The organism is Bacteroides sp. AF20-13LB (assembly GCF_003603065.1).
In the GTDB taxonomy this organism is placed as follows: Bacteria; Bacteroidota; Bacteroidia; order Bacteroidales; family Bacteroidaceae; genus Bacteroides; species Bacteroides uniformis.
The window spans coordinates 330,627-352,157 of record NZ_QTMH01000001.1; the positions used below are offsets into that span (position 1 = coordinate 330,627).

At 47.6% G+C, this 21,531-nt stretch carries 19 protein-coding genes; 13 read left to right on the plus strand and 6 right to left on the minus strand.

Annotation, left to right across the window (positions count from 1 at the left end):
* Positions 1 to 17 precede the first annotated feature (17 nt).
* Positions 18 to 635 (plus strand): porin family protein, encoded by a 618-nt coding sequence (locus DWX62_RS01215; RefSeq protein WP_005834577.1) that lies wholly within the window; start codon positions 18 to 20, stop codon positions 633 to 635.
* Between the two features lie 90 nt (positions 636 to 725).
* A complete protein-coding gene (locus tag DWX62_RS01220) occupies positions 726 to 1,796 on the plus strand; it encodes a M20 family metallo-hydrolase (protein ID WP_008662712.1) in 1,071 nt (356 codons plus the stop codon).
* 7 nt (positions 1,797 to 1,803) lie between these two features.
* Here DWX62_RS01220 and DWX62_RS01225 read toward each other — a convergent pair whose 3' ends face one another.
* From DWX62_RS01225 to dut, 4 genes are read right to left on the minus strand one after another with little or no spacing between them, the layout of a single operon-like run.
* Complete coding sequence (locus DWX62_RS01225) at positions 1,804 to 3,105, minus strand: peptidoglycan DD-metalloendopeptidase family protein (protein WP_008662711.1); 1,302 nt, start codon at positions 3,103 to 3,105, stop codon at positions 1,804 to 1,806.
* A gap of 49 nt (positions 3,106 to 3,154) precedes the next feature.
* The gene (locus DWX62_RS01230) at positions 3,155 to 3,742 is read right to left on the minus strand and encodes a DUF4292 domain-containing protein (protein ID WP_057086959.1); all 588 of its coding nucleotides are present in this window, start codon (positions 3,740 to 3,742) and stop codon (positions 3,155 to 3,157) included.
* Complete coding sequence (locus tag DWX62_RS01235) at positions 3,720 to 5,570, minus strand: tetratricopeptide repeat protein (protein ID WP_057258721.1); 1,851 nt, start codon at positions 5,568 to 5,570, stop codon at positions 3,720 to 3,722. Before DWX62_RS01235 ends, DWX62_RS01230 begins: the two co-directional genes overlap by 23 nt.
* A 46-nt stretch (positions 5,571 to 5,616) precedes the next feature.
* Entirely contained in the window at positions 5,617 to 6,051 is a 435-nt protein-coding gene (gene dut, locus DWX62_RS01240; protein WP_025831605.1) for a dUTP diphosphatase, read from the minus strand.
* 212 nt (positions 6,052 to 6,263) lie between these two features.
* Here dut and DWX62_RS01245 point away from each other — a divergent pair, with 212 nt between their 5' ends.
* Positions 6,264 to 7,592, plus strand: a complete 1,329-nt coding sequence (locus tag DWX62_RS01245; RefSeq protein WP_009037700.1) for a deoxyguanosinetriphosphate triphosphohydrolase — start codon at positions 6,264 to 6,266, stop codon at positions 7,590 to 7,592.
* Positions 7,593 to 7,620: 28 nt separating this feature from the next.
* On the opposite strand, the gene DWX62_RS01250 is transcribed toward DWX62_RS01245, so the two are convergent.
* Positions 7,621 to 8,598, minus strand: coding sequence for a GNAT family N-acetyltransferase (locus DWX62_RS01250; RefSeq protein ID WP_005830370.1), 978 nt, complete (start codon positions 8,596 to 8,598; stop codon positions 7,621 to 7,623).
* A 43-nt stretch (positions 8,599 to 8,641) separates the two neighbouring features.
* Positions 8,642 to 9,460: a 1-acyl-sn-glycerol-3-phosphate acyltransferase gene (locus DWX62_RS01255; protein WP_005830371.1), complete on the minus strand. Its 819-nt coding sequence runs from the start codon at positions 9,458 to 9,460 to the stop codon at positions 8,642 to 8,644.
* A 215-nt stretch (positions 9,461 to 9,675) separates the two neighbouring features.
* Here DWX62_RS01255 and DWX62_RS01260 point away from each other — a divergent pair, with 215 nt between their 5' ends.
* The 10 genes from DWX62_RS01260 to murD all read left to right on the plus strand — a co-directional run bounded on the left by DWX62_RS01260 (position 9,676) and on the right by murD (position 21,479).
* Entirely contained in the window at positions 9,676 to 10,179 is a 504-nt protein-coding gene (locus tag DWX62_RS01260) for an RNA polymerase sigma factor (RefSeq protein WP_008662699.1), read from the plus strand.
* A 376-nt stretch (positions 10,180 to 10,555) separates the two neighbouring features.
* Complete coding sequence (locus tag DWX62_RS01265; RefSeq protein WP_008662696.1) at positions 10,556 to 11,059, plus strand: RNA polymerase sigma factor; 504 nt, start codon at positions 10,556 to 10,558, stop codon at positions 11,057 to 11,059.
* 168 nt (positions 11,060 to 11,227) lie between these two features.
* On the plus strand, positions 11,228 to 12,649 hold the full coding sequence (locus DWX62_RS01270; protein ID WP_085931532.1) for a glycoside hydrolase family 125 protein: 1,422 nt from the start codon (positions 11,228 to 11,230) through the stop codon (positions 12,647 to 12,649).
* Positions 12,650 to 13,170: 521 nt separating this feature from the next.
* Complete coding sequence (gene mraZ, locus DWX62_RS01280; RefSeq protein WP_005834563.1) at positions 13,171 to 13,647, plus strand: division/cell wall cluster transcriptional repressor MraZ; 477 nt, start codon at positions 13,171 to 13,173, stop codon at positions 13,645 to 13,647.
* Positions 13,648 to 13,657: 10 nt separating this feature from the next.
* Entirely contained in the window at positions 13,658 to 14,578 is a 921-nt protein-coding gene (rsmH, locus tag DWX62_RS01285) for a 16S rRNA (cytosine(1402)-N(4))-methyltransferase RsmH (RefSeq protein ID WP_057258727.1), read from the plus strand.
* 9 nt (positions 14,579 to 14,587) lie between these two features.
* Entirely contained in the window at positions 14,588 to 14,938 is a 351-nt protein-coding gene (locus DWX62_RS01290) for an FtsL-like putative cell division protein (protein ID WP_005830386.1), read from the plus strand.
* 87 nt (positions 14,939 to 15,025) lie between these two features.
* Complete coding sequence (locus DWX62_RS01295) at positions 15,026 to 17,164, plus strand: penicillin-binding protein (RefSeq protein ID WP_005830388.1); 2,139 nt, start codon at positions 15,026 to 15,028, stop codon at positions 17,162 to 17,164.
* 45 nt (positions 17,165 to 17,209) lie between these two features.
* Positions 17,210 to 18,658 (plus strand): UDP-N-acetylmuramoyl-L-alanyl-D-glutamate--2,6-diaminopimelate ligase, encoded by a 1,449-nt coding sequence (locus DWX62_RS01300; RefSeq protein ID WP_016272445.1) that lies wholly within the window; start codon positions 17,210 to 17,212, stop codon positions 18,656 to 18,658.
* A 122-nt stretch (positions 18,659 to 18,780) separates the two neighbouring features.
* Entirely contained in the window at positions 18,781 to 20,049 is a 1,269-nt protein-coding gene (gene mraY, locus DWX62_RS01305; RefSeq protein ID WP_005830392.1) for a phospho-N-acetylmuramoyl-pentapeptide-transferase, read from the plus strand.
* Between the two features lie 95 nt (positions 20,050 to 20,144).
* Positions 20,145 to 21,479: a UDP-N-acetylmuramoyl-L-alanine--D-glutamate ligase gene (murD, locus tag DWX62_RS01310; RefSeq protein ID WP_117680928.1), complete on the plus strand. Its 1,335-nt coding sequence runs from the start codon at positions 20,145 to 20,147 to the stop codon at positions 21,477 to 21,479.
* Positions 21,480 to 21,531 lie beyond the last annotated feature (52 nt).

Consider the following 21,531-nt stretch of genomic DNA (forward strand, 5'->3'; position numbering starts at 1 on the left):
AATCAAATTCAATGAACATGAAAAAAGTATTGCTTTTAATGGCTATGCTGACCATAGGTTTAGCAAGCATCAATGCTCAAGACAACCTCAGATGGGGAGCAACAGTCGGCATGAACTCCAGTAACTTCTCCATTACCGGTTTCGACAGTAAAATAGGCTTTCATGCTGGGGTAAAGGCTGAAGTAGGATTGCCTCAAATTTCAGAAGGAGTCTACCTCGATATGGGTGCATTACTTACGCTGAAAGGAGCCAAAATAGACGGAGGCTCTGCTGCTTCTATCAAGTTCAATCCCTACTACCTGGAAATTCCTGTACACATTGGCTATAAATATGCAGTGAATGAGAACTTTGCCATATTCGGCAATGCCGGTCCTTATTTAGCCATCGGTCTTTTTGGCAAAGCCAAGGCAGAAGGAGATATTCTTGACGAATATGAGTTTGATGATAACTCCACCAATGTATTCGGGGATGATGCCATGAAGCGTTTTGATTTCGGTCTCGGATTAAAAGCCGGAGTCGAATTCAGTCAGAAATATCAGATTTCCATCGGTTATGACTGGGGACTGGTAGAGAACATTAAAGATTCAGGCAACAAAAACCGCAACTTGATGATATCACTCAGTTGCTTCTTCTAAACAATATTGAAAAAACAGAAAGGACGTCGGTTTGGCGTCCTTTTCATTTTTTATCCGTAAGTTTGCGGCCAGATTATTTATTTACCGAATATGATTTACGATATACCGACTTTAACTTCCGAAGCAATCGGATTGCTCAAATCACTGATAGCCATTCCTTCCTTGAGCCGCGACGAGGAGAAGGCGGCAGATTATCTGCAGAACTATATCGAAATGCAAGGCATGGCAACAGGACGTAAAGGCAACAATGTATGGTGCCTCAGCCCGATGTTCGACTTAAAGAAACCGACCTTGCTGCTGAATTCCCATATCGACACCGTAAAACCCGTCAACGGGTGGCGGAAAGATCCTTTCAAACCAACGCTGGAAAGTAATGGAAAGCTCTACGGGCTGGGCAGCAACGATGCCGGAGCCAGTGTAGTCAGCCTGCTGCAAGTATTCCTGACATTGTGCCGCACCACTCAGGCCTACAATCTGATATATCTTGCCTCGTGTGAGGAGGAAGTATCAGGCAAGGGGGGAATAGAATGCGTATTGCCGGAACTCCCTCCCATACAGTTTGCCATTGTAGGCGAGCCGACAGAGATGCAACCTGCCATTGCAGAAAAAGGATTGATGGTGCTGGACGTAACTGCTACCGGAAAATCGGGACATGCAGCCCGAAACGAGGGAGATAATGCTATATATAAGGTATTGGATGATATTGCCTGGTTTCGTGATTACCGTTTCCCAAAAGAATCTTCCCTGCTGGGTCCCGTGAAGATGAGCGTAACCATGGTAAACGCCGGTACACAGCATAACGTCATTCCCGACCGTTGTACTTTTGTCGTAGACATTCGCAGCAACGAGTGTTATAGCAATCAGGAGCTATTCGATGAAATACAGAAACACATCACGTGTGAAGCCAAAGCCCGCTCCTTCCGGCTAAGCTCTTCACACGTAGCTCCGGAGCATCCGGTAGTGCAAAAGGCTATTGCCATGAAACGTACTCCTTTCGGCTCACCGACCTTGTCCGACCAGGCACTGATGCCATTCTCTTCTCTGAAGATGGGACCGGGGAAAAGTGCCCGTTCACACACTGCCGATGAATTTATCTTTGTCAAGGAGATAGAGGAGGCGATAGGGATGTATCTGGAGCTGCTGGAAGAAGTAAAAATTTAAATTATCATTATCTGTTCAGCCACGGCTCCGGATTCAGTTTTTCCTTCTCTTTCCTCAATTGGAAGTGTAGCACCGTACGACCATTGTCGGCCCCATCCGAGAAGATTTGTCCGAGAGTCTGTTTGGTGGTAACATCATCGCCCTGCTTCACCGAGGCCGATGACAAGTTGCAATAGACTGATATATAATTCCCGTGACGGACAAGGATATTGAACAGTCCGTTCAGTTTAAAGACAGCCGCCACTTTACCATTGAAGATGGCACGGGCTTGGGCACCCGGTTTCCCTTGTATATCGATGCCCTTATTGTCCAGCTTGACATTGCGCAAACCTTCCACAGAATACTGGCCGTAATGGCTGGTAATGATATACGCGCCGGTGATGGGCATCGGCAACTTACCGCGATTATTAGCAAAGTTCCCTGATAATTCACGGTCTGCCTTACTCATGGAGTAAGTTTCCAAAGGCTGTGCCTTCGGCTTTGCGGGCGTAGAGGCAGTTGCCGTTTTTTCGTTTTTTTCACCAGCCTTTTTACGTGCGGCTGCCTCACGGCGCGCTTCTTCTGCCGCACGCTTACGCGCTTTCTCTATTTCTTCCGCTATCAGACGGTCAATGCGTGCATTGAGCTGATTGGCTTCACGGCGTTTCTTATTCAGTTCGTTCTGTAAGCCCCGCTGTTTCTTTTTCAGATTGGCTACCAACAACTTTTGTTCCTTCTCCTGCGCTTCCAGCTTGACTTTCTCCTCTTCACGTTCTTTCAACAATCCTTCCTTGGCAACCTTCACTTGCTGAAGCTCAGTCTTCTTACGGTTCACCTGCTCCTGCTTTTTCAACACTTCCTCGCCTTGCAGGCGCTGATAAGTAGCATATTCACGTACATAGCGCATGCGTCGATAGGTCTGTGCCAGGCTCTTGGCAGAGAAAATGAACATCAGCTTCTCTTCAATGGAGCGGTTCTTATACAAATATTGAACGGACGATTCGTATTTCTTCTTCTTGTCCCTTAGGTCACGTTGCAGGCGGGTCAACTGACGTTCTAATGAAGACAACTCGCGCTCTATGGATTCCACATCATTATTGATAGTCAGAATATAGCGTTTGCGCTCTTCTATCTGTCCGGTCAGTGCAGCAAGACCGTTCAACTGGCTTCCCACATCCTTCTTGGTGGTTATCAACAGCGTTTCCGACTCTGCTATCTGTTTCTGCAAGGCACCACGCTTGCTTTCCAGTTCCTTAATCAGCTTGTTGGACTGGGCTAGGAGCGGAGAAACCGGCAAAAGGAGGAGAAAGAAGAGAAGGAGAAGCTTCATAAGTTATGAGTTATAAGTTATGAGGGATTATCTGACAATTATCAACTAATCAAAGGTCCATCAGCATTTCCAGCAGTTCTTCCAGCTCCACCTCTTTATATTTCTGTGAGAGCTGGGTAGGAGTCAGTGCAAAAGGCTTATCCGAGAAGTTGGAAAGTTCAATCTTTCCCTTTTCCAGAGAGGGTATCCCGAGTTCCTTGCCGGTAAGCACCTTCTTGCCATTGGGTTTGGAAGCAGCATAAAGCAGTTTCTCCAAATGGGCAAAATCCGCCTTCTTGGGCAGCACATCCTTCAGTTCCTTACGTGTTGCACGGACATAACGTTTTCCCATACGGTCTACCAACAGAATCTCATCCGGGGTGACTTCCATACGTGCCACCTCCGTACGAAGTATCGGCATCAGAAAGGAAATCTGCATGCATTCTTCCTTCTTCAACTTCATCGTACCGTTCACAGTAAGGGTGGCATCTTTATGGGGTACCGTCAGCTGCACTTTGGAGGAAAGGCAGGCAGATTCTCCGGACAGAGGACTTGAGTGACGCGAAGTCTTGCAACCGGCAAGCCCCACAGCCAGCAACAACAGCAAGGACAATAGGCGGCACGTCCTTGCCATATCATTCAGCAGGTTTAGTTTCATCTGATATATATTTCTTTTTTTGTATTTTCTGTTTCAACGTATCAGAGCGATTGCCCTTATCCCAGGCTTGTTTCCAGTATTTCAAGGCACCTTCCGCATCGCCAGTCATGTAATAGATATCTCCGCAATGTTCCAAGACCACGTCACTGCTATCTTTATCATTCTTTATCGCCTCATCTATGTAGAGACGCGCCTCGGCATAATTACCTTTAACAAACAATATCCATGCATATGTATCGAGATAGGTGGAATTGTTCGGCTCGGCTTTCACTGTCTTGTAGCTCATCTCTTCCGCCTTGTCCAAGTCGCGGCGCTCCACGGAAAGATAATATGCGTAGTTATTCAAGGCACCGATGTTTGAAGGATTGTACACCAAAGCGGAATCATAAGCCGCATAAGCTTCCGCATGCAGATTCTTGGTGTGATAAGCATCACCGATAATGGCATAAAAATCTGATACGACCTCCTTCTTGCTGTCGTCCTTGACGTGCGACAAAGCCTTTTGACAGATGGCAAGGGCATCATCCGTCCGTTCCGCCTGGTTGTAGGCAATGGCCAGATAGAAATAGAACTCCAACATATCGGGATTGGACTCCACACCGGCTTCGCACAAATTCATTATTTCCTTGTAATCCTCCTGGCGCACAGCTTCCCCCAGCAATGTCATACGAGCCGCTGTGTTGGTAGGGTCTATCGCCAGAACCTGGCGCAGAACCGGCCCTGCCTCCTTGTTCATTCCTTTGGAAAGAAGATATTGGGCATACAGCAAAGGTAATTGCGCCTCATCGGGCTCCTGCTCCATGATGCGGTTGAAGAGCGTAATGACACGTGTACTGTCCTTGCCTGCCTGCTCGTTCTGCACGATGAACTGCCGCATCACATTCAGTTTGGTGTCCGAAGCCACTTTCTTGTTCAGCAACAGCGTGTCCAATTGCTGTTCATACAGCTCCTTCTGTCCGGTCTCTTCGTAGTAAGAAGCCAATGAGTACATGGCCATTGCATTGTCCGGCTCTTCGGCCAGCACCTTCTTGTAAATCTCATAAGCTTCCTGCTTTTTCCCGTTCTGCATATAGACATCCCCCAGCACAACCTGATAGCGCATATCGTTGGGATACTCTTCTACCAGACTTTCTATTTCATGAAAGGCGCTCTTGTCGTCCTTCTTTTGCAGATAGATGCGGAACTTCTCCATACTGAGCTGTTCATTCTTGCCCATCCGTTCCTCGAGCTTGTTCAGTATACCGATAACTTTGTCATACTCTTCCTGGCGGTTGTAAATCTCCAGCAAGTTGTATAGCGGGTCCAGCTTATCCGAGAAACGTACCGCCATATTTTCCAACAAGGCAGCGGCTCTCTCCGTTTCGTTTTGCTGCATATACAGATTGGCAAGTCCCTGGGCATACCAGTAATTATGGGGAGCATTCTCCACCGCCTTTTCCAAGGCGGCTTGTCCCAACGGCACCTGCTTGAGGTACATATAATACTGGGCCATCTCATACAAAGCCGATGATGCGTTCGGGTTTATCGTCAGGCAATGTTGCAGGACATCGAAAGCCGCATCATAGTCTTTTTGGACTTTCAGACGGGCGGCTTCAAGAAAGAAGTAGTCGTAACGGCGCTGCTGTTCGGGGGTAAGCTCCTTTACGGGCGAAACGTCGGCTTTCTTCGACTTCTTCCGTTTCTTCAATTCCTTCCGTGCCTTTTCAGACCGACCGTACCCGCTCATTTTCTCCTTAGAAGCTTGAACATTGGCAGCCTGCACTCCGTACGTAGTAAAGCAGAAGGTACCTATCAACAACGCAAGTATTATTTTTACTCTGATTCTCATCTATTTAATTATAAATTCTTAACCCGTAAAACGGAACAATATCCATTCATTTTTTACCCGTATGCCCGAAACCTCCGGCACCGCGCTCCGTCTCATCCAGCACTTCCACTTCCTGCCAAAGAGCTTGTTCGTGACGCGCTATCACCATTTGTGCAATCCTCTCCCCATCTTCGATGACGAAGGTTTCTGCAGAAAGGTTGACGAGAATAATACAAACCTCACCACGGTAATCGGCATCAATCGTTCCAGGGGAGTTCAGCACGGTAATCCCCTTCTTAATGGCCAATCCACTACGCGGACGCACTTGCGCCTCAAATCCTTCCGGAAGAGCGATATAAAGGCCCGTAGGCACCAGACACCGCTGCATCGGAGCCAGCGAAATAGGTTCGTTAAGGTTTGCACGGATATCCATTCCTGCAGACAGCTCAGTGGCATAAGCCGGAAGCGGATGCTTTGATTTATTGATGATTTGTACGTTCAACATGATGTTATTTACGATTTGACGATTTACTATTTACGATTGGGGCTACTTCTATTCTTACAATTCGAGTAATTCAAGTTTCGCAATTCATCTTCCTTTTACTATAAACTTGGGCGAAAATACGGCTTTTTATACAAAATAGTGATACATTTGCAGTTAAATAATAGTAACTTCAATCGTAAATAGTAAATCGTCAAATCTCAAATAACATCATGATGAATTGGAATACGCTCATATCTGCCAAACGCTTCGGACTGGAAGAGTTTCACCAGGAACGCCATGAAAACCGCTCGGAATTCCAACGTGACTATGACCGCCTTGTCTTCTCTGCTCCCTTCCGCCGTCTGCAGAACAAAACCCAGGTATTCCCTCTTCCCGGTAGTGTATTCGTCCACAACCGATTGACACACAGCTTGGAAGTATCATGTGTAGGCCGCTCACTAGGCAACGATGTATCGAAAGCTCTCATTGCCCGCCGTCCGGAACTGCAAGACAGCTACCTCACCGAAATAGGCTCCATCGTTTCCGCCGCCTGCCTGGCACACGACTTGGGAAATCCTCCTTTCGGACATTCGGGAGAACGAGCTATTTCCACCTTTTTTTCTGAAGGAAAAGGAATGTCCCTGAAGGGCCAACTGACACCTTCCCAATGGGAGGACCTTACCCACTTTGAAGGGAATGCAAATGCGTTCCGCCTGCTTACCCACCAGTTTGAGGGAAGGCGACAGGGAGGATTTGTACTCACCTACTCCACCTTGGCAAGCATCGTGAAATATCCCTTTTCATCGAGTCTTGCAGGCAAAAAGTCAAAATTCGGTTTCTTCATCACAGAGGAAGAAAGTTTTCGCCGCATAGCAGAAGAGTTGGGTATGGAGAAGCAGAACGATGCCCCGTTGAAATATGCCCGCCACCCGCTGGTCTATCTGGTGGAAGCCGCCGATGACATCTGCTACCAGATGATGGATATTGAGGATGCTCACAAACTGAAAATTCTGACTACACAAGAAACCAAAGAGTTGCTTCTTTCTTATTTCTCGAAAGAGCGCCAAGCACACCGGCTCAAAACGATGGAGATAGTAAGTGACACCAATGAACAAATAGCCTATCTGCGTTCCAGCGTTATCGGACTGCTTATCGGCGAATGCGTGCAAGCCTTTGTAGACAATGAAGAAAAGATTCTGAAAGGAGAATTTGAAGGAAGCCTCATCAACCATATATCCGAGGTACCAGCCAATGCCTACAAGCACTGTGCAGACATCTCCCTGAAGAGGATTTACCGTTCACGCGATGTACTGGACATTGAACTTGCCGGTTTCCGCATCATCAGTACCCTGCTCGAACTGATGATTGACGCCGTGCGTTCTCCGGAAAAGGCATATTCGCAACTGCTCATCAATCGCGTATCGGGCCAGTACAACATAAAAGCGCCTGCACTCTACGAAAGAATACAGGCGGTATTGGATTACATCTCCGGAATGACGGATGTATTTGCACTCGATTTATATAGGAAAATAAACGGGAATAGCTTGCCAGCGGTATAACAGACGACAAACATTCCTCCGGATAGTCCTATGATACAACCTTATTTGCTCCCGACGTAAGCTTGCACGCCTCCGGTTCGCTCGCTATGAACGACTCGATGTGGCGAATGCGCTTTTCTGCCAAAATCTCGTCCACGGCAATTAGGATACCCGTTTCCTCCACATCTCCGAAACCGTAATTGATGGCTGTACCGAACATACGCATGGTAGGGCTGAGACTCATATAGGCATTCACCAGCGGGGGAATATTATACCCCGCCTTACGGATTTCACAATTCAAAATCTTATAGTCTTCCTTAAAAGAGTCTTTACAGAAGAGAGCCGCCAATTCATTCTCGTCCGATTCCAGAAGCAACGGCTTCATCGGAGTAATCAGGTTGTCCTTATCCGCAAAGTGTTTCCGAAGAAAATAAAGAATCTTATCACGACTCTGACGATGATAGCTGGGATACATAGTCACCTTTCCGAAGAAATACTTCACATTGGGCATGACTACGGTCAGTGCGCCCAAACCATCCCACAGATTATCCAACGCAAACAGACCTTTACTGTCTGCACGCGTAGACTGATACTCCAACGTAACGAACGAACGTCCTAACTCGATGGTCGTAGGAAGATAGTCCTTCAAAAACTTATCCGAAAAGTTAAACATATGGGCAGTTGCCAGAATAGGGGCACCATGTTCATCAAAACGCACATCCGTACCTAAGATATAACGGTATCCACCCAAAATTTCTTCTGCTTCCGGATTCCAGACAATCAACTGCTTGTACGGGTTGTCCATGATGTCATATTCATCAATATCCATAGACTTGCCCGTTCCTCCTCCCGCAGCACGGAATGCAATCTCGCGCAAACGGCCGATCTCCTTCATTGTATTCGGAGAGTCTTGGGCAGTAATGATATATATCTGATTATGACTTCTATTGGTCATGCGCAGACGCTTTTCCTCAGTCAACTCCGCTTTCAACAGCTCCTTGCTTATCGGTGCAATAACATCTTCCATATTTTTCTGTTAGTAGTTCTTCTTTAATATAAATACGGTCTCTCTACAATTTATATACAATATCCTTCACATATTGCGCCCATCCGGCCGGGCTTTTCGATTTGTCGAAAGTTTGCCAGGGGATAGGCTTCCCTATGGTGATGGTAAATGTTTTATGGCGATTCTTCAGCATTTCATCTGCCAGGTAAAGCATGGCGATATTGAACTTGATGCCCAACATCTTACAAAAATTGGCAAGATTATAAAAGAAGTTGGAGTTCCGCCCCTCGAAGTGGATGGGAACTACATCACGGTGGGCTTCGACACTCTTCACGATAAAGGTCTTTTTCCAATCCAAGTCACGGATGACCCCATTCTGCCTACGCGAACAAAGCCCTGCGGGAAACATGATGAGCTGATTGTCCGAAGCAAATCCCGCCTCCACCATTCTGGGGAAGTCTTTGGCCTGCTTTCCCGTCTTGTTGATGGGGATGCAAAGCGGCGCCAGTCCGTGCAGGTTCATCAGCAGGTCGTTGACCATATATTTCACCTTGCCACCATAAAAGGAGCCCAGGACATAACCCAGTGCCACTCCATCCTGCCCACCCAGGGGATGGTTGGACACAAAAGTATAAAGCCCTTCTTTAGGCAGATTTTCCTCCCCCTTTACCACAATATTGGCATCAAGGAACTCCAGACAAGCTTTCAGGAAATCTACACCGACTTTATCTTTCGACTCCCGCAAAAAGACATTCAATTCCTCTTGATGAACGATGTGCTTCAAATAAGAAACCACGAACTTGGGGATATACTTAGACTGCTTCGGAGCCTTTTCCCGAAGTATCTTGTCTATGTCAATCAAAAATAAAGAGTCGTCAGCCATTCTTCTTTTGATGAAATGAATGCGCAAAATTAACTCATCTTTTTAATTAATCGCAAAAAAATGACAGAAAACTGCACCCGAAATCTATCAAATAGCACCTAAAAACTGTCAATTGATAGTTTTTCCCCTAAAGTATGTTTGAAATCCGTCTGCCTGAAAGAGAAAACTTCCGTAAACTTGCAATATCAAGATTAACGAAAAAAAACATAGCACATATGAACAATATAACATTTAAAAAAGACCTGCTCGGAGTTCAAGACGATTTATTGCGTTTTGCATACAAACTTACTTCCGACCGTGAAGAAGCCAACGACCTCTTGCAGGAAACATCCCTGAAAGCTCTGGATAACGAAGAGAAGTATACGCCCGATACTAATTTCAAAGGATGGATATACACCATCATGCGCAATATCTTCATCAACAATTACCGCAAAGTGGTGCGTGACCAGACTTTCGTGGATACCACGGACAATCTCTATCACCTGAACCTGCCGCGCGACGCCGCTTTTGAAAGCACAGAAAGCGCATATGACCTGAAAGAGATGCACCGCATTGTCAACGCCCTTCCACGGGAGTACAAGATTCCCTTCTCCATGCATGTCTCCGGCTTCAAATACCGCGAAATTGCAGAGAAGCTAGGGTTGCCCTTAGGCACGGTAAAGAGCCGCATTTACTTCACCCGCCAAAAACTACAACAAGACTTGAAGGATTTTGTTTAAGCACTCAGCATATAAAACCAGTGATTTCCATAAATTAAGAAGAGTACAGATTTTAGTTGTATCAAAAGAGAGAAAGGCAGGCCGGGACAATCCCGCGTCTGCCTTTCATGGTCTCGCCCCTTGTATTTCGTACACAAACTCATTCAAGCCGTTACGCTTTGCGACAATATTATTTACAAAAATCAGGATAGCAATCTCTGGCTACATCCCACTTTTCCACCTATCCGAGGCACTGAAAGCTAACCAAAGCCACCCGAAAACTGCCAATTGTTAGATTTTACCCCAAAGAGAGTTTGATTTCCGTCTATCAAAAAGAGAAATCATCCGTAGCTTTGTATCATCAATAAAACGAACAATAATTTAAAAAACATCCATTATGAATAATAGAACATTTACCCAAGACCTACTCGGAGTTCAAAACGACTTATTACGCTTTGCATATAAATTAACCTCCGACCGCGAAGAGGCCAACGACCTGCTTCAAGAGACATCCCTGAAAGCTCTGGACAATGAAGAGAAGTACACACCTGATACCAACTTTAAAGGATGGATATATACCATCATGCGTAATATTTTCATCAACAATTACCGTAAAGTGGTACGTGACCAGACATTTGTAGATACCACAGACAATCTCTATCATCTGAACACGCCGCACGACCTCACACTCGACAGCACAGAAGGCGCCTACGACCTGAAGGAAATGCACCGCATTGTCAATGCCTTGCCACGTGAGTACAAGATACCTTTCTCCATGCATGTCTCCGGTTTCAAGTACCGTGAAATCGCAGAAAAGCTGAACCTCCCACTTGGAACAGTAAAGAGCCGTATCTTCTTTACCCGCCAGAAACTGCAGCAGGACCTGAAAGATTTCAGATAAGAGAATACGGCAACCTAAGAATTGTTTATTAATTGGCCGGATAAAAAAGTAAATATGCTTATCTTTGGGCAATCATGGGACACAAACCAAGATACCTAAAGAAAAACCGAGTAATTAATAAACAACATGAAGAAACAGACAATCATTACAGCCTGCACATTTGCAGCAATGACAATGGCTACTCCTGCCGTTTTTGCCGTACAGCCGGCCATGAGTAACCACGTATGCGCCTCCGACGCTATCAAGAAAGACAACCGACCGGTAGAATCAAAACGACTGTTCCGTTCCAAAGCCGTAGAAGAACAAATTCAACGGATACAGCAGCTGCTGAAAAATCAGAAGCTGTCATGGATGTTCACTAACTGCTTTCCCAACACGCTGGACACCACCGTCCATTTCCGCAAGGACAAGAAAGACGGGAAGCCCGACACATTTGTCTACACCGGAGATATCCATGCCATGTGGCTCCGCGACTCAGGTGCGCAGGTGTGGCCCTACGTACAGCTGGCCAATGAAGACAAGGAACTGAAGACGATGCTTGCAGGAGTCATCAACCGCCAATTCAAGCTGATTAATGTAGACCCGTTTGCCAACGCCTTCAACGACGGCCCCATCCCCGACGGACACTGGAAAACCGACCTTACCGACATGAACGACGAGGTGCACGAGCGTAAATGGGAAATCGATTCACTGTGTTATCCGCTACGCCTTGCCTACCATTACTGGAAAACGACCGGTGATACAAGCATCTTCGATGCCGAGTGGATAAAAGCAATCCAAAACATCCTGACCACCTTCCGCGACCAACAGCGCCGTGACGGACGCGGTTCCTACCATTTCCAGCGGGTAACTGAACGCGCACTGGACACGATGACCAACGACGGCTGGGGCAATCCGGTGAAACCGGTCGGACTGATTGCATCTTCTTTCCGCCCTTCCGATGACGCCACCACCTTCCAATTCCTGATACCCTCCAACTTCTTCGCCGTATCTTCGCTGCGTAAGGCAGCCGAGATTCTGACTGAAGTCAATAACCGCCCGGAGCTTGCAAAAGAATGTACCGACCTGGCTGGAGAAGTAGAAACCGCCCTACGAAAATACGCTACCTACAACCATCCCAAATACGGCACCATCTATGCCTTCGAGGTAGACGGTTTCGGCAACCACCTTCTGATGGACGACGCCAATGTACCGAGCCTTATCGCACTGCCCTATCTGGGCGATGTGGACATCAACGATCCTATTTACCAGAACACCCGTCGTTTCGTATGGAGCGAGGATAACCCATACTTCTTCAAAGGTACGGCAGGCGAAGGCATTGGAGGTCCGCACATCGGCTACGACATGATTTGGCCGATGAGCATCATGATGAAAGCCTTCACAAGCCAGAACGATGAAGAGATTAAAACTTGCGTGAAGATGTTGATGGATACAGAAGCCGGAACCGGCTTTATGCACGAGTCTTTCCACAAAGACAATCCCGCCAAGTTCACCCGCGCCTGGTTTGCATGGCAAAACACATTGTTTGGCGAACTCATTCTAAAACTGGTGAACGAGGGCAAGCTAGACTTGCTGAACAGCATACAGTAAAAAAACATTTATCCCCCCTGGATTCTGTGGATGAATGTAATAATCAACCACTCCAGGGGGAATATTATCACTCCTCCCTCCCATCATCTTCCGGTAAGTAGTAACGTTCACAAAATAGACGGGAAGTTAACAAAAAAAGTTTCAGAAGTTAATACTAAAACAAGAAAGAGTTAAGAAAGAGCTTTATCCCAAACTTTGGTTTTTCCAAACCAAGCCTGGGGATAGAGAAACCAAGTCTTGGTTTAGATATCCGCAAAGCTGGGAAAGAAGTTTCCCACCCAAGACACCATTCCACCAACAAGCGACTTTCAAACCAAAGACCGTCATCCTCAACTGAATATTTTCAAAAGAGACTACACGAATCCCCCACCAGCAAAGCGTTTCAAAAGCAGCTTCATTATCAAATGAATAAGCTATCAACAAGGTGTTGAAAACTTCTTCCTAAGATTTTAGTTAAAAGATTGTGGGGAATTGTGGGGAAATGTGTATTTTTACCGTCGCTTATTATAATAAGGTGAGAAATGATACAATTTTTAGGTAATATCGAGGCTAAGGCGGATGCAAAAGGAAGAGTTTTCATCCCGGCCACCTTCCGGAAACAGCTGCAAGCCGCTTCTGAAGAAAGACTCGTGTTGCGTAAGGACGTGTATCAGGATTGCCTGGTGCTCTACCCGGAAAGTGTATGGTTTGCCACTCAAAACCAACTTCGCTGCCGACTGAATAAATGGAACGCCAAACAACAAATGATTTTCCGCCAGTTCGTAAGTGACGCGGAAGTCATGACCCCTGACGGGAACGGACGCATCCTGCTCCCAAAACGTTACCTGCAAATGGCGGGTATACAAAGTGATGTCCGCTTCATTGGTGTGGACAACACAATAGAAATCTGGGCTAAGGAACGTGCCGACCAACCATTCATGAACCCCGACGAGTTCAGCGAGGCTCTTGAAGAACTGCTGGGAGACGAAAATATTTGTTGTGACGAAAATAAGCTATAAACAACAGATGATGAAAGAAGAAACAACATATCACATCCCCGTATTGCTGATGCCGAGCGTAGATGCAATGAACATCCGTCCGGACGGCACGTATGTAGACGTAACGTTTGGTGGAGGAGGACATTCGCGCGAGATACTGTCCCGCCTGGAAGACGGCGGCCGGCTGCTGAGCTTCGACCAGGACGAGGATGCGGAACGCAACATTGTGAACAACCCGCATTTTACATTCGTACGCAGCAACTTCCGCTACCTGCACAACTTCCTACGCTATCACGGCATCGAAAAAGTGGATGCCATACTTGCCGACCTCGGCGTATCTTCCCATCACTTTGATGACAGCGAACGGGGATTCTCCTTCCGCTTCGACGGGGCACTGGATATGCGTATGAACAAGCGTGCCGGCCTGACCGCTGCCGACATCGTGAATACCTACGAAGAAGAAAAGCTGGCCGATATTTTTTATCTGTACGGCGAGCTGAAGAACAGCCGGAAACTGGCATCTGTCATCGTTAAGGCACGGGCTACGCAGAGAATTGCCACCATCGGCGATTTTTTGGAAATCGTCAAGCCACTCTTCGGCCGCGAACGCGAGAAGAAAGAACTGGCAAAAGTATTCCAGGCATTGCGCATTGAGGTAAACCAGGAAATGGAAGCACTGAAAGAAATGCTGTATGCGGCAACAGAAGCGCTAAAGCCGGGAGGCCGCCTGGTGGTGATAACCTATCACTCCCTGGAAGACCGTATGGTGAAGAATATCATGAAAACCGGTAACGTGGAAGGCAAGGCCGAAAAAGATTTCTTCGGGAACGTATTGACCCCGTTCCGGCTAGTCAACAACAAAGTGATTGTACCGGACGAGGAAGAGATAGAGCGCAATCCGCGTTCGCGCAGCGCCAAGCTGAGAATTGCAGAAAGAGTAATGAATGATTAGTGACTAGCAATGGAAAAGAAGCAAGAAGAAAAGAATACGGAAAAGGTGAAAAAACGCACCTCACTGAAGAACATTATCGGAGGCGACATTCTGGCCACAGACTTCTTCCGCCGCCAAGCCGGATTGTTGTTCCTTATCATGGTGCTTATCATTATTTACATCAACAACCGTTACGAATGCCAACTGCAACTGATAGAGATAGACAATCTTAAAAAAGAGCTGATAGACATCAAGTACGATGCCCTGACACGCAGTTCGGAATTGATGGAGCGGAGCCGCCAATCACGCATCGAGGAATACATCGCCACCAAAGAAAGCGATTTGCAGACTTCCACTAATCCACCGTACTTACTAAAATAATGGAGAATTGAGGATTAAAGTAATTTCAATAGTACATCGTAAATCGTTAAATCGTAAATAACATTGGCTGTAAATAAAAAAAACATAATGACCCGTTACTTCTTCGTCGTCCTACTCATGGGGTTGGTGGGGATAGCTATTGTTGTGAAAGGCGCCATGATTATGTTTGCCGAGCGACAGTACTGGCACGATGTAGCCGACCGCTTCGTAAAAGAGAATGTAACGGTGAAGCCCAACCGGGGAAATATCCTGTCCTCGGATGGCAAACTGATGGCAAGTTCGCTGCCGGAATATAAAATATATATGGACTTCATGTCCGGCGAAAGGGACGAGAAGCGCCGCAAAAAGGACCAGCAGCGCAAGGATTCTATCTGGAAAGCCAATTTCGATTCCATCTGTATCGGGCTTCATCAGATTTTTCCGGACATCAGTGCCGCCACCTTCAAAAGCCATCTGCGCAAGGGGCGGGAGATGAAGAGCCGGAACTACAACATTCTTCCCAACCGCAACCGGCGCATCTCTTACATTCAGTATAAGGAAGCCAAGCGGTTACCCGTATTCAAGATGAACAAGTACAGAGGCGGGTTCCACGAACAGATATACAACCAGCGTAAAAAGCCGTTCGGTTCTTTGGCAGCCCAAACCCTGGGCCGTCTCTATGCCGATACAGCCATGGGAGCCCGTAACGGCATTGAACTGGCCTTCGACACCCTGCTGAAAGGACGGAACGGTATTACCCACCGTCAGAAGGTGATGAATAAATACCTGAATATCGTAGACCTTCCCCCGGTAGACGGTTGTGACATCATATCCACCCTCGACGTAGGCATGCAGGACATCTGCGAAAAAGCCCTGGTAGACAAGTTGAAGGAAATCAATGCCAATGTCGGGGTAGCCGTACTGATGGAAGTGGCTACCGGAGAAGTAAAGGCCATTGTCAACATGATGAAAGCCGGAGACGGCAATTACTACGAAATGAACAGTAATGCCATCAGCGATATGTTGGAACCGGGCTCCACCTTCAAGACAGCCTCCATTATGGTGGCACTGGAAGATGGCAAGATAACCCCGGATACCGAGGTAGACACGGGCAACGGTATTATGAATATGTACGGCAGCAAGATGAGAGACCACAACTGGCACCGGGGAGGTTATGGAAAGATAGATGTGACACGTATTCTGGAAGTTTCTTCCAATGTGGGCGTCTCCTACCTCATCGACAAGCACTACAAGGATAATCCGCAGAAGTTCGTGGACGGTTTGAAGCGCATGAGCATCGACCAGCCGCTTCATCTGCAAATACCCGGTGAAGGGAAGCCCAACATCAAAGGACCCAAAGAGCGTTATTTTGCCAAAACGACTTTGCCGTGGATGAGTATCGGCTACGAGACTCAGGTACCTCCTATGAACATACTGACCTTCTACAATGCCATAGCCAACAACGGGGTCATGGTACGCCCCAAGTTTGTGAAAGCAGCGGTAAAGGACGGTGAGGTAGTGAAAGAATATCCTACGGAAGTAATCAATCCCAAGATATGTTCCGACCATACCCTGACACAGATCCGCGAAATCCTTCGGAAAGTGGTATCGCAAGGTCTGGCAAAACCCGCCGGCAGCAAGCAATTCTCCGTATCGGGCAAGACGGGTACGGCACAGATTTCACAAGGAGCCGCCGGATATAAGTCGGGACGGGTGAATTACCTTGTAAGTTTCTGCGGATATTTCCCCTCGGAAGCACCCAAATACAGTTGCATCGTTTCCATTCAGAAGCCTGGGTTACCAGCTTCAGGCGGTCTGATGGCAGGTAGTGTCTTTGGGAAAATAGCAGAAAGAGTTTATGCCAAAGACCTGCGTTTTGACATACGCAGTGCCATAGACAGTACCACCAATGTGATTCCTCCCGTGAAAGCCGGAGAGATGAACGAAGCACTCCTTGTACTGAATGATTTGAAAGTGCCCGTTCAGAAACAGTTCGCCGGACAAAAGAAAAAGGAACAGTGGGGGCATACACAAGCAGCTCCGTCGGCAGTCATCCTGCAAGACCAGGAACCGGCCTCGGGCACCGTGCCCAGCGTGGTAGGTATGGGAGCGAAAGATGCTGTCTACCTTTTAGAGAGTAAAGGACTGAAAGTAAGGCTAAACGGCGTAGGACGGGTGAGGAACCAGTCCATAGCAAGCGGTAGCCGGATAGTGAAAGGACAAACCATAGCCCTGACACTACGTTAACATGAGAATAAACAAGATTTGGATATACACTATATATAATAAGGTATGAGATTAAGTGATTTGTTGCAAACAATACAGCCGGTCCGGATTACCGGAAGTACAAGCATGGAGATAACGGGGGTGAATATAGATTCCCGCCTGATAGGAACCGGACATCTGTTCATGGCCATGCGTGGTACGCAGACCGACGGGCATGCCTATATTCCGGCTGCCATCGATAAAGGGGCTGTTGCAGTATTGTGTGAAGAATTGCCGGAAGAGCTTAAGGCCGGCATCACCTACATTCAGGTGAAAGACAGTGAAGATGCCGTAGGGAAAGTGGCTACCACTTTCTATGGCGACCCTACATCCAAGATGGAACTCATCGGCGTGACCGGAACCAACGGAAAAACAACCGTTGCCACCTTATTATATAATACTTTCCGCTATTTCGGCTACAAGGTCGGACTGGTTTCCACTGTATGCAATTACATCGACGACCAGCCCGTACCGACCGAACACACCACCCCGGACCCGATAACCCTGAACCGCCTGCTCGGAGAAATGGCAGATTCCGGCTGCAAGTATGCCTTCATGGAAGTCAGTTCCCATTCCATTGCCCAAAAGCGCATCAGCGGTCTGAAATTTGCCGGCGGTATTTTCACTAATCTGACCCGCGACCATCTGGATTATCATAAAACGGTGGAGAACTACCTCAAAGCCAAGAAAAAGTTCTTCGACGAACTGCCAAAAGGAGCTTTCAGCCTGACCAACCTGGATGACAAGAACGGACTTGTGATGACGCAGAATACCCGTTCGAAGGTATACACCTACTCTTTGCGTAGTCTTAGCGACTTCAAAGGCAAAGTCTTGGAGTCTCATTTCGAGGGAATGTTGCTCGACTTCAACAATCACGAACTGGCAGTACGTTTCATCGGAAAGTTCAATGCCTACAACCTGCTGGCGGTATTCGGTACTGCCGTATTGCTTGGCAAGAAAGAAGAGGATGTACTGGTTGCCCTCAGCACGCTGCATCCGGTAACCGGCCGCTTCGATGCCATCCGTTCACCGAAAGGCTACACCGCCATTGTGGACTATGCGCATACTCCAGACGCCCTGGTCAATGTATTGAACGCCATTCACGGAGTGCTGGAAGGAAAAGGGAAAGTGATTACCGTTGTGGGCGCCGGCGGCAACCGCGACAAAGGCAAGCGTCCCATCATGGCCAAAGAATCCGCCCGCTTGAGCGACCGGGTCATCATCACCTCCGATAACCCGCGCTTTGAAGAGCCGCAGGACATCATCAACGACATGCTGGCGGGACTGGATAAAGACGACATGCAGAAAACCATCAGCATCACCGACCGCCGCGAAGCCATCAAGACAGCCTGCATGCTGGCACAGCCGGGAGACGTGATTCTCGTTGCAGGCAAGGGGCATGAGAATTATCAGGAGATTAAAGGCGTGAAACACCATTTTGACGACAAAGAGATATTAAATGAGATAATGTGCTAATATGCCAATGTGCTAATCGCCATGCGTCATGTAGGATATTCATTCCTTTACCAGCAGATATACCAGACTATCAATTAGCATATTGGCACATTAGCACATTAAACAATTAAATAATTAACATCATGTTATACTATTTATTTCAATGGTTAGACAAATATGACTTCCCCGGTGCGGGCATGTTTGGCTATACATCCTTCCGTTCGTTGATGGCAATCATTCTGGCATTGCTCATTTCGAGTATCTGGGGAGATAAGTTCATCAATCTACTGAAACGCAAGCAGATTACTGAAACGCAACGTGATGCCAGCATCGACCCGTTCGGCGTAAACAAGGTGGGAGTACCCAGCATGGGCGGTGTCATCATTATTTTTGCCATACTCATTCCTTGCCTACTACTGGGCAAATTGAGCAATATTTATATGATATTGATGCTGATTACCACAATCTGGCTGGGGTCGCTGGGCTTTGCCGACGACTACATCAAGATATTCAAGAAGGACAAGGAAGGCCTGCACGGTAAGTTCAAAATCATCGGTCAGGTAGGCTTGGGACTTATCGTCGGACTGACTCTCTACCTCAGTCCGCAGGTGGTTATCCGCGAGAACATAGAAATAGAGAAACCGGACGGACAGATAGAAGTGGTGCATGCCGCCAAGGAAATCAAGGCAACACAGACCACCATCCCATTCTTCAAGAGCAACAACTTCGACTATGCCGACCTAGTGGGCTTCATGGGTGAACATGCCCAGACAGCAGGTTGGATACTGTTTGTGATTATCACGATTTTCGTAGTTACCGCCGTCAGCAACGGAGCCAACCTAAATGACGGAATGGACGGAATGGCGGCAGGGAACTCTGCCATTATCGGACTGACCTTGGGAATACTCGCCTACGTATCGAGCCACATTGAATATGCCGGCTACCTGAATATCATGTACATTCCCGGCTCGGAAGAACTGGTAATCTTTATCTGTGCCTTCATCGGTGCACTTATCGGCTTCTTGTGGTACAATGCCTATCCGGCCCAGGTATTCATGGGCGATACGGGCAGTCTGACCATTGGAGGAATCATCGCAGTATACGCCATCATTATTCACAAGGAACTGCTGATACCCATCCTTTGCGGTATCTTCCTGGTGGAGAACCTTTCGGTCATCCTGCAACGCCTCTACTACAAGGCAGGCAAGCGGAAAGGCGTGAAACAACGTCTCTTCAAAAGAACACCGATACACGACCACTTCCGCACTTCCATGAGCCTGATAGAGCCGGGATGCAGCGTAGTATTCACCAAACCGGACAAGCTGTTCCACGAATCCAAAATCACCATCCGCTTCTGGATTGTGACGATTGTATTGGCAGCGATAACGATTATAACATTAAAGATTAGATAATAATTATTCAATATGCTAATGTGCCAATGTGCTAATTGCCATGCGGCACGACAGCGCAGCTCATTAGCACATTGGCACATTAATCATATTAGTACATTATGAGAATTGTAGTATTAGGAGCTGGCGAAAGCGGCGCAGGCGCTGCCGTACTGGCCAAAGTGAAAGGATTCGACACGTTCGTCTCCGACATGTCCGCCATCAAAGACAAATACAAGGAACTGCTGGATAAATACGGCATTGCCTGGGAAGAGGGACACCACACAGAAGAGTTGATTCTGAATGCTGACGAAGTGGTGAAAAGTCCCGGTATCCCCAACGACGCTCCGCTCATTATGAAATTAAAGGAAAAAGGTACGCCCATCATCTCTGAGATAGAGTTTGCGGGACGGTACACTGACGCAAAGATGGTCTGTATCACCGGCTCGAACGGAAAGACTACAACCACCTCGCTCATTTATCACATCTTCAAGAGTGCAGGCCTGAACGTCGGCCTCGCCGGCAACATCGGCAACAGCCTGGCCTTGCAGGTAGCCACGGAGCAGCATGATTACTACGTCATTGAGCTGAGTTCCTTCCAGCTGGACAATATGTATAACTTCCGTGCCAACATTGCCGTACTGATGAACATCACACCAGACCACTTGGACCGTTACGACCACTGTATGCAGAAATATGTGGACGCCAAATTCCGCATCACCCAAAACCAGACACCGGAAGACGCTTTTATCTTCTGGAACGACGACCCCATCATCAAGCGCGAGCTGGACAAGCATGGCCTGCGCGCCCATCTCTACCCGTTCGCTGCCGTGAAGGAAGACGGGGCCATCGCATACGTGGAAGACGGTGAAGTGGAAATCAACGAACCGATAGCCTTCAATATGGAGCAAGAGGAGCTGGCGCTGCACGGCACACACAACCTATACAATTCGTTAGCCGCCGGCATCTCGGCCAATTTGGCCGGCATCCGGAAAGAATATATCCGCAAAGCCTTGTCCGACTTCAAGGGAGTGGAACACCGGTTGGAGAAAGTAGCCACCGTACGCGGCGTGAGCTTCATCAACGATTCCAAGGCTACGAACGTAAACTCCTGCTGGTATGCCCTGCAAAGCATGACCGGCAAAACCGTACTTATCCTCGGCGGTAAAGACAAAGGAAACGATTACACGGAAATCGAAGACCTCGTACGCGAAAAGTGCTCTGCCCTGGTCTATTTGGGATTGCACAACGAAAAGCTGCACGCCTTCTTCGACCGTCTGGGACTGCCCGTAGCCGACGTGCAGACCGGCATGCAGGATGCCGTAGAAGCAGCCTTCAAGCTGGCAAAGAAAGGTGAAACCGTGTTGCTCAGTCCTTGCTGTGCCTCCTTCGACCTCTTCAAGAGCTATGAGGACCGCGGCAATCAGTTCAAAGCATGTGTCAGAGCACTATAAGATACGGATGCCGCAACAGTCCTATTACGCATCCCGTAACAAGAACGGCAAC

Coding starts and splice junctions, on each gene's coding strand:
- DWX62_RS01215 (WP_005834577.1), top strand. CDS start 18: ATGAAAAAAGTATTGCTTTTAATGGCTATGCTGACCATAGGTTTAGCA.
- DWX62_RS01220 (WP_008662712.1), top strand. CDS start 726: ATGATTTACGATATACCGACTTTAACTTCCGAAGCAATCGGATTGCTC.
- DWX62_RS01225 (WP_008662711.1), bottom strand. CDS start 3,105: ATGAAGCTTCTCCTTCTCTTCTTTCTCCTCCTTTTGCCGGTTTCTCCG.
- DWX62_RS01230 (WP_057086959.1), bottom strand. CDS start 3,742: ATGAAACTAAACCTGCTGAATGATATGGCAAGGACGTGCCGCCTATTG.
- DWX62_RS01235 (WP_057258721.1), bottom strand. CDS start 5,570: ATGAGAATCAGAGTAAAAATAATACTTGCGTTGTTGATAGGTACCTTC.
- DWX62_RS01245 (WP_009037700.1), top strand. CDS start 6,264: ATGATGAATTGGAATACGCTCATATCTGCCAAACGCTTCGGACTGGAA.
- DWX62_RS01250 (WP_005830370.1), bottom strand. CDS start 8,598: ATGGAAGATGTTATTGCACCGATAAGCAAGGAGCTGTTGAAAGCGGAG.
- DWX62_RS01255 (WP_005830371.1), bottom strand. CDS start 9,460: ATGGCTGACGACTCTTTATTTTTGATTGACATAGACAAGATACTTCGG.
- DWX62_RS01260 (WP_008662699.1), top strand. CDS start 9,676: ATGAACAATATAACATTTAAAAAAGACCTGCTCGGAGTTCAAGACGAT.
- DWX62_RS01265 (WP_008662696.1), top strand. CDS start 10,556: ATGAATAATAGAACATTTACCCAAGACCTACTCGGAGTTCAAAACGAC.
- DWX62_RS01270 (WP_085931532.1), top strand. CDS start 11,228: ATGACAATGGCTACTCCTGCCGTTTTTGCCGTACAGCCGGCCATGAGT.
- mraZ (WP_005834563.1), top strand. CDS start 13,171: ATGATACAATTTTTAGGTAATATCGAGGCTAAGGCGGATGCAAAAGGA.
- rsmH (WP_057258727.1), top strand. CDS start 13,658: ATGAAAGAAGAAACAACATATCACATCCCCGTATTGCTGATGCCGAGC.
- DWX62_RS01290 (WP_005830386.1), top strand. CDS start 14,588: ATGGAAAAGAAGCAAGAAGAAAAGAATACGGAAAAGGTGAAAAAACGC.
- DWX62_RS01295 (WP_005830388.1), top strand. CDS start 15,026: ATGACCCGTTACTTCTTCGTCGTCCTACTCATGGGGTTGGTGGGGATA.
- DWX62_RS01300 (WP_016272445.1), top strand. CDS start 17,210: ATGAGATTAAGTGATTTGTTGCAAACAATACAGCCGGTCCGGATTACC.
- mraY (WP_005830392.1), top strand. CDS start 18,781: ATGTTATACTATTTATTTCAATGGTTAGACAAATATGACTTCCCCGGT.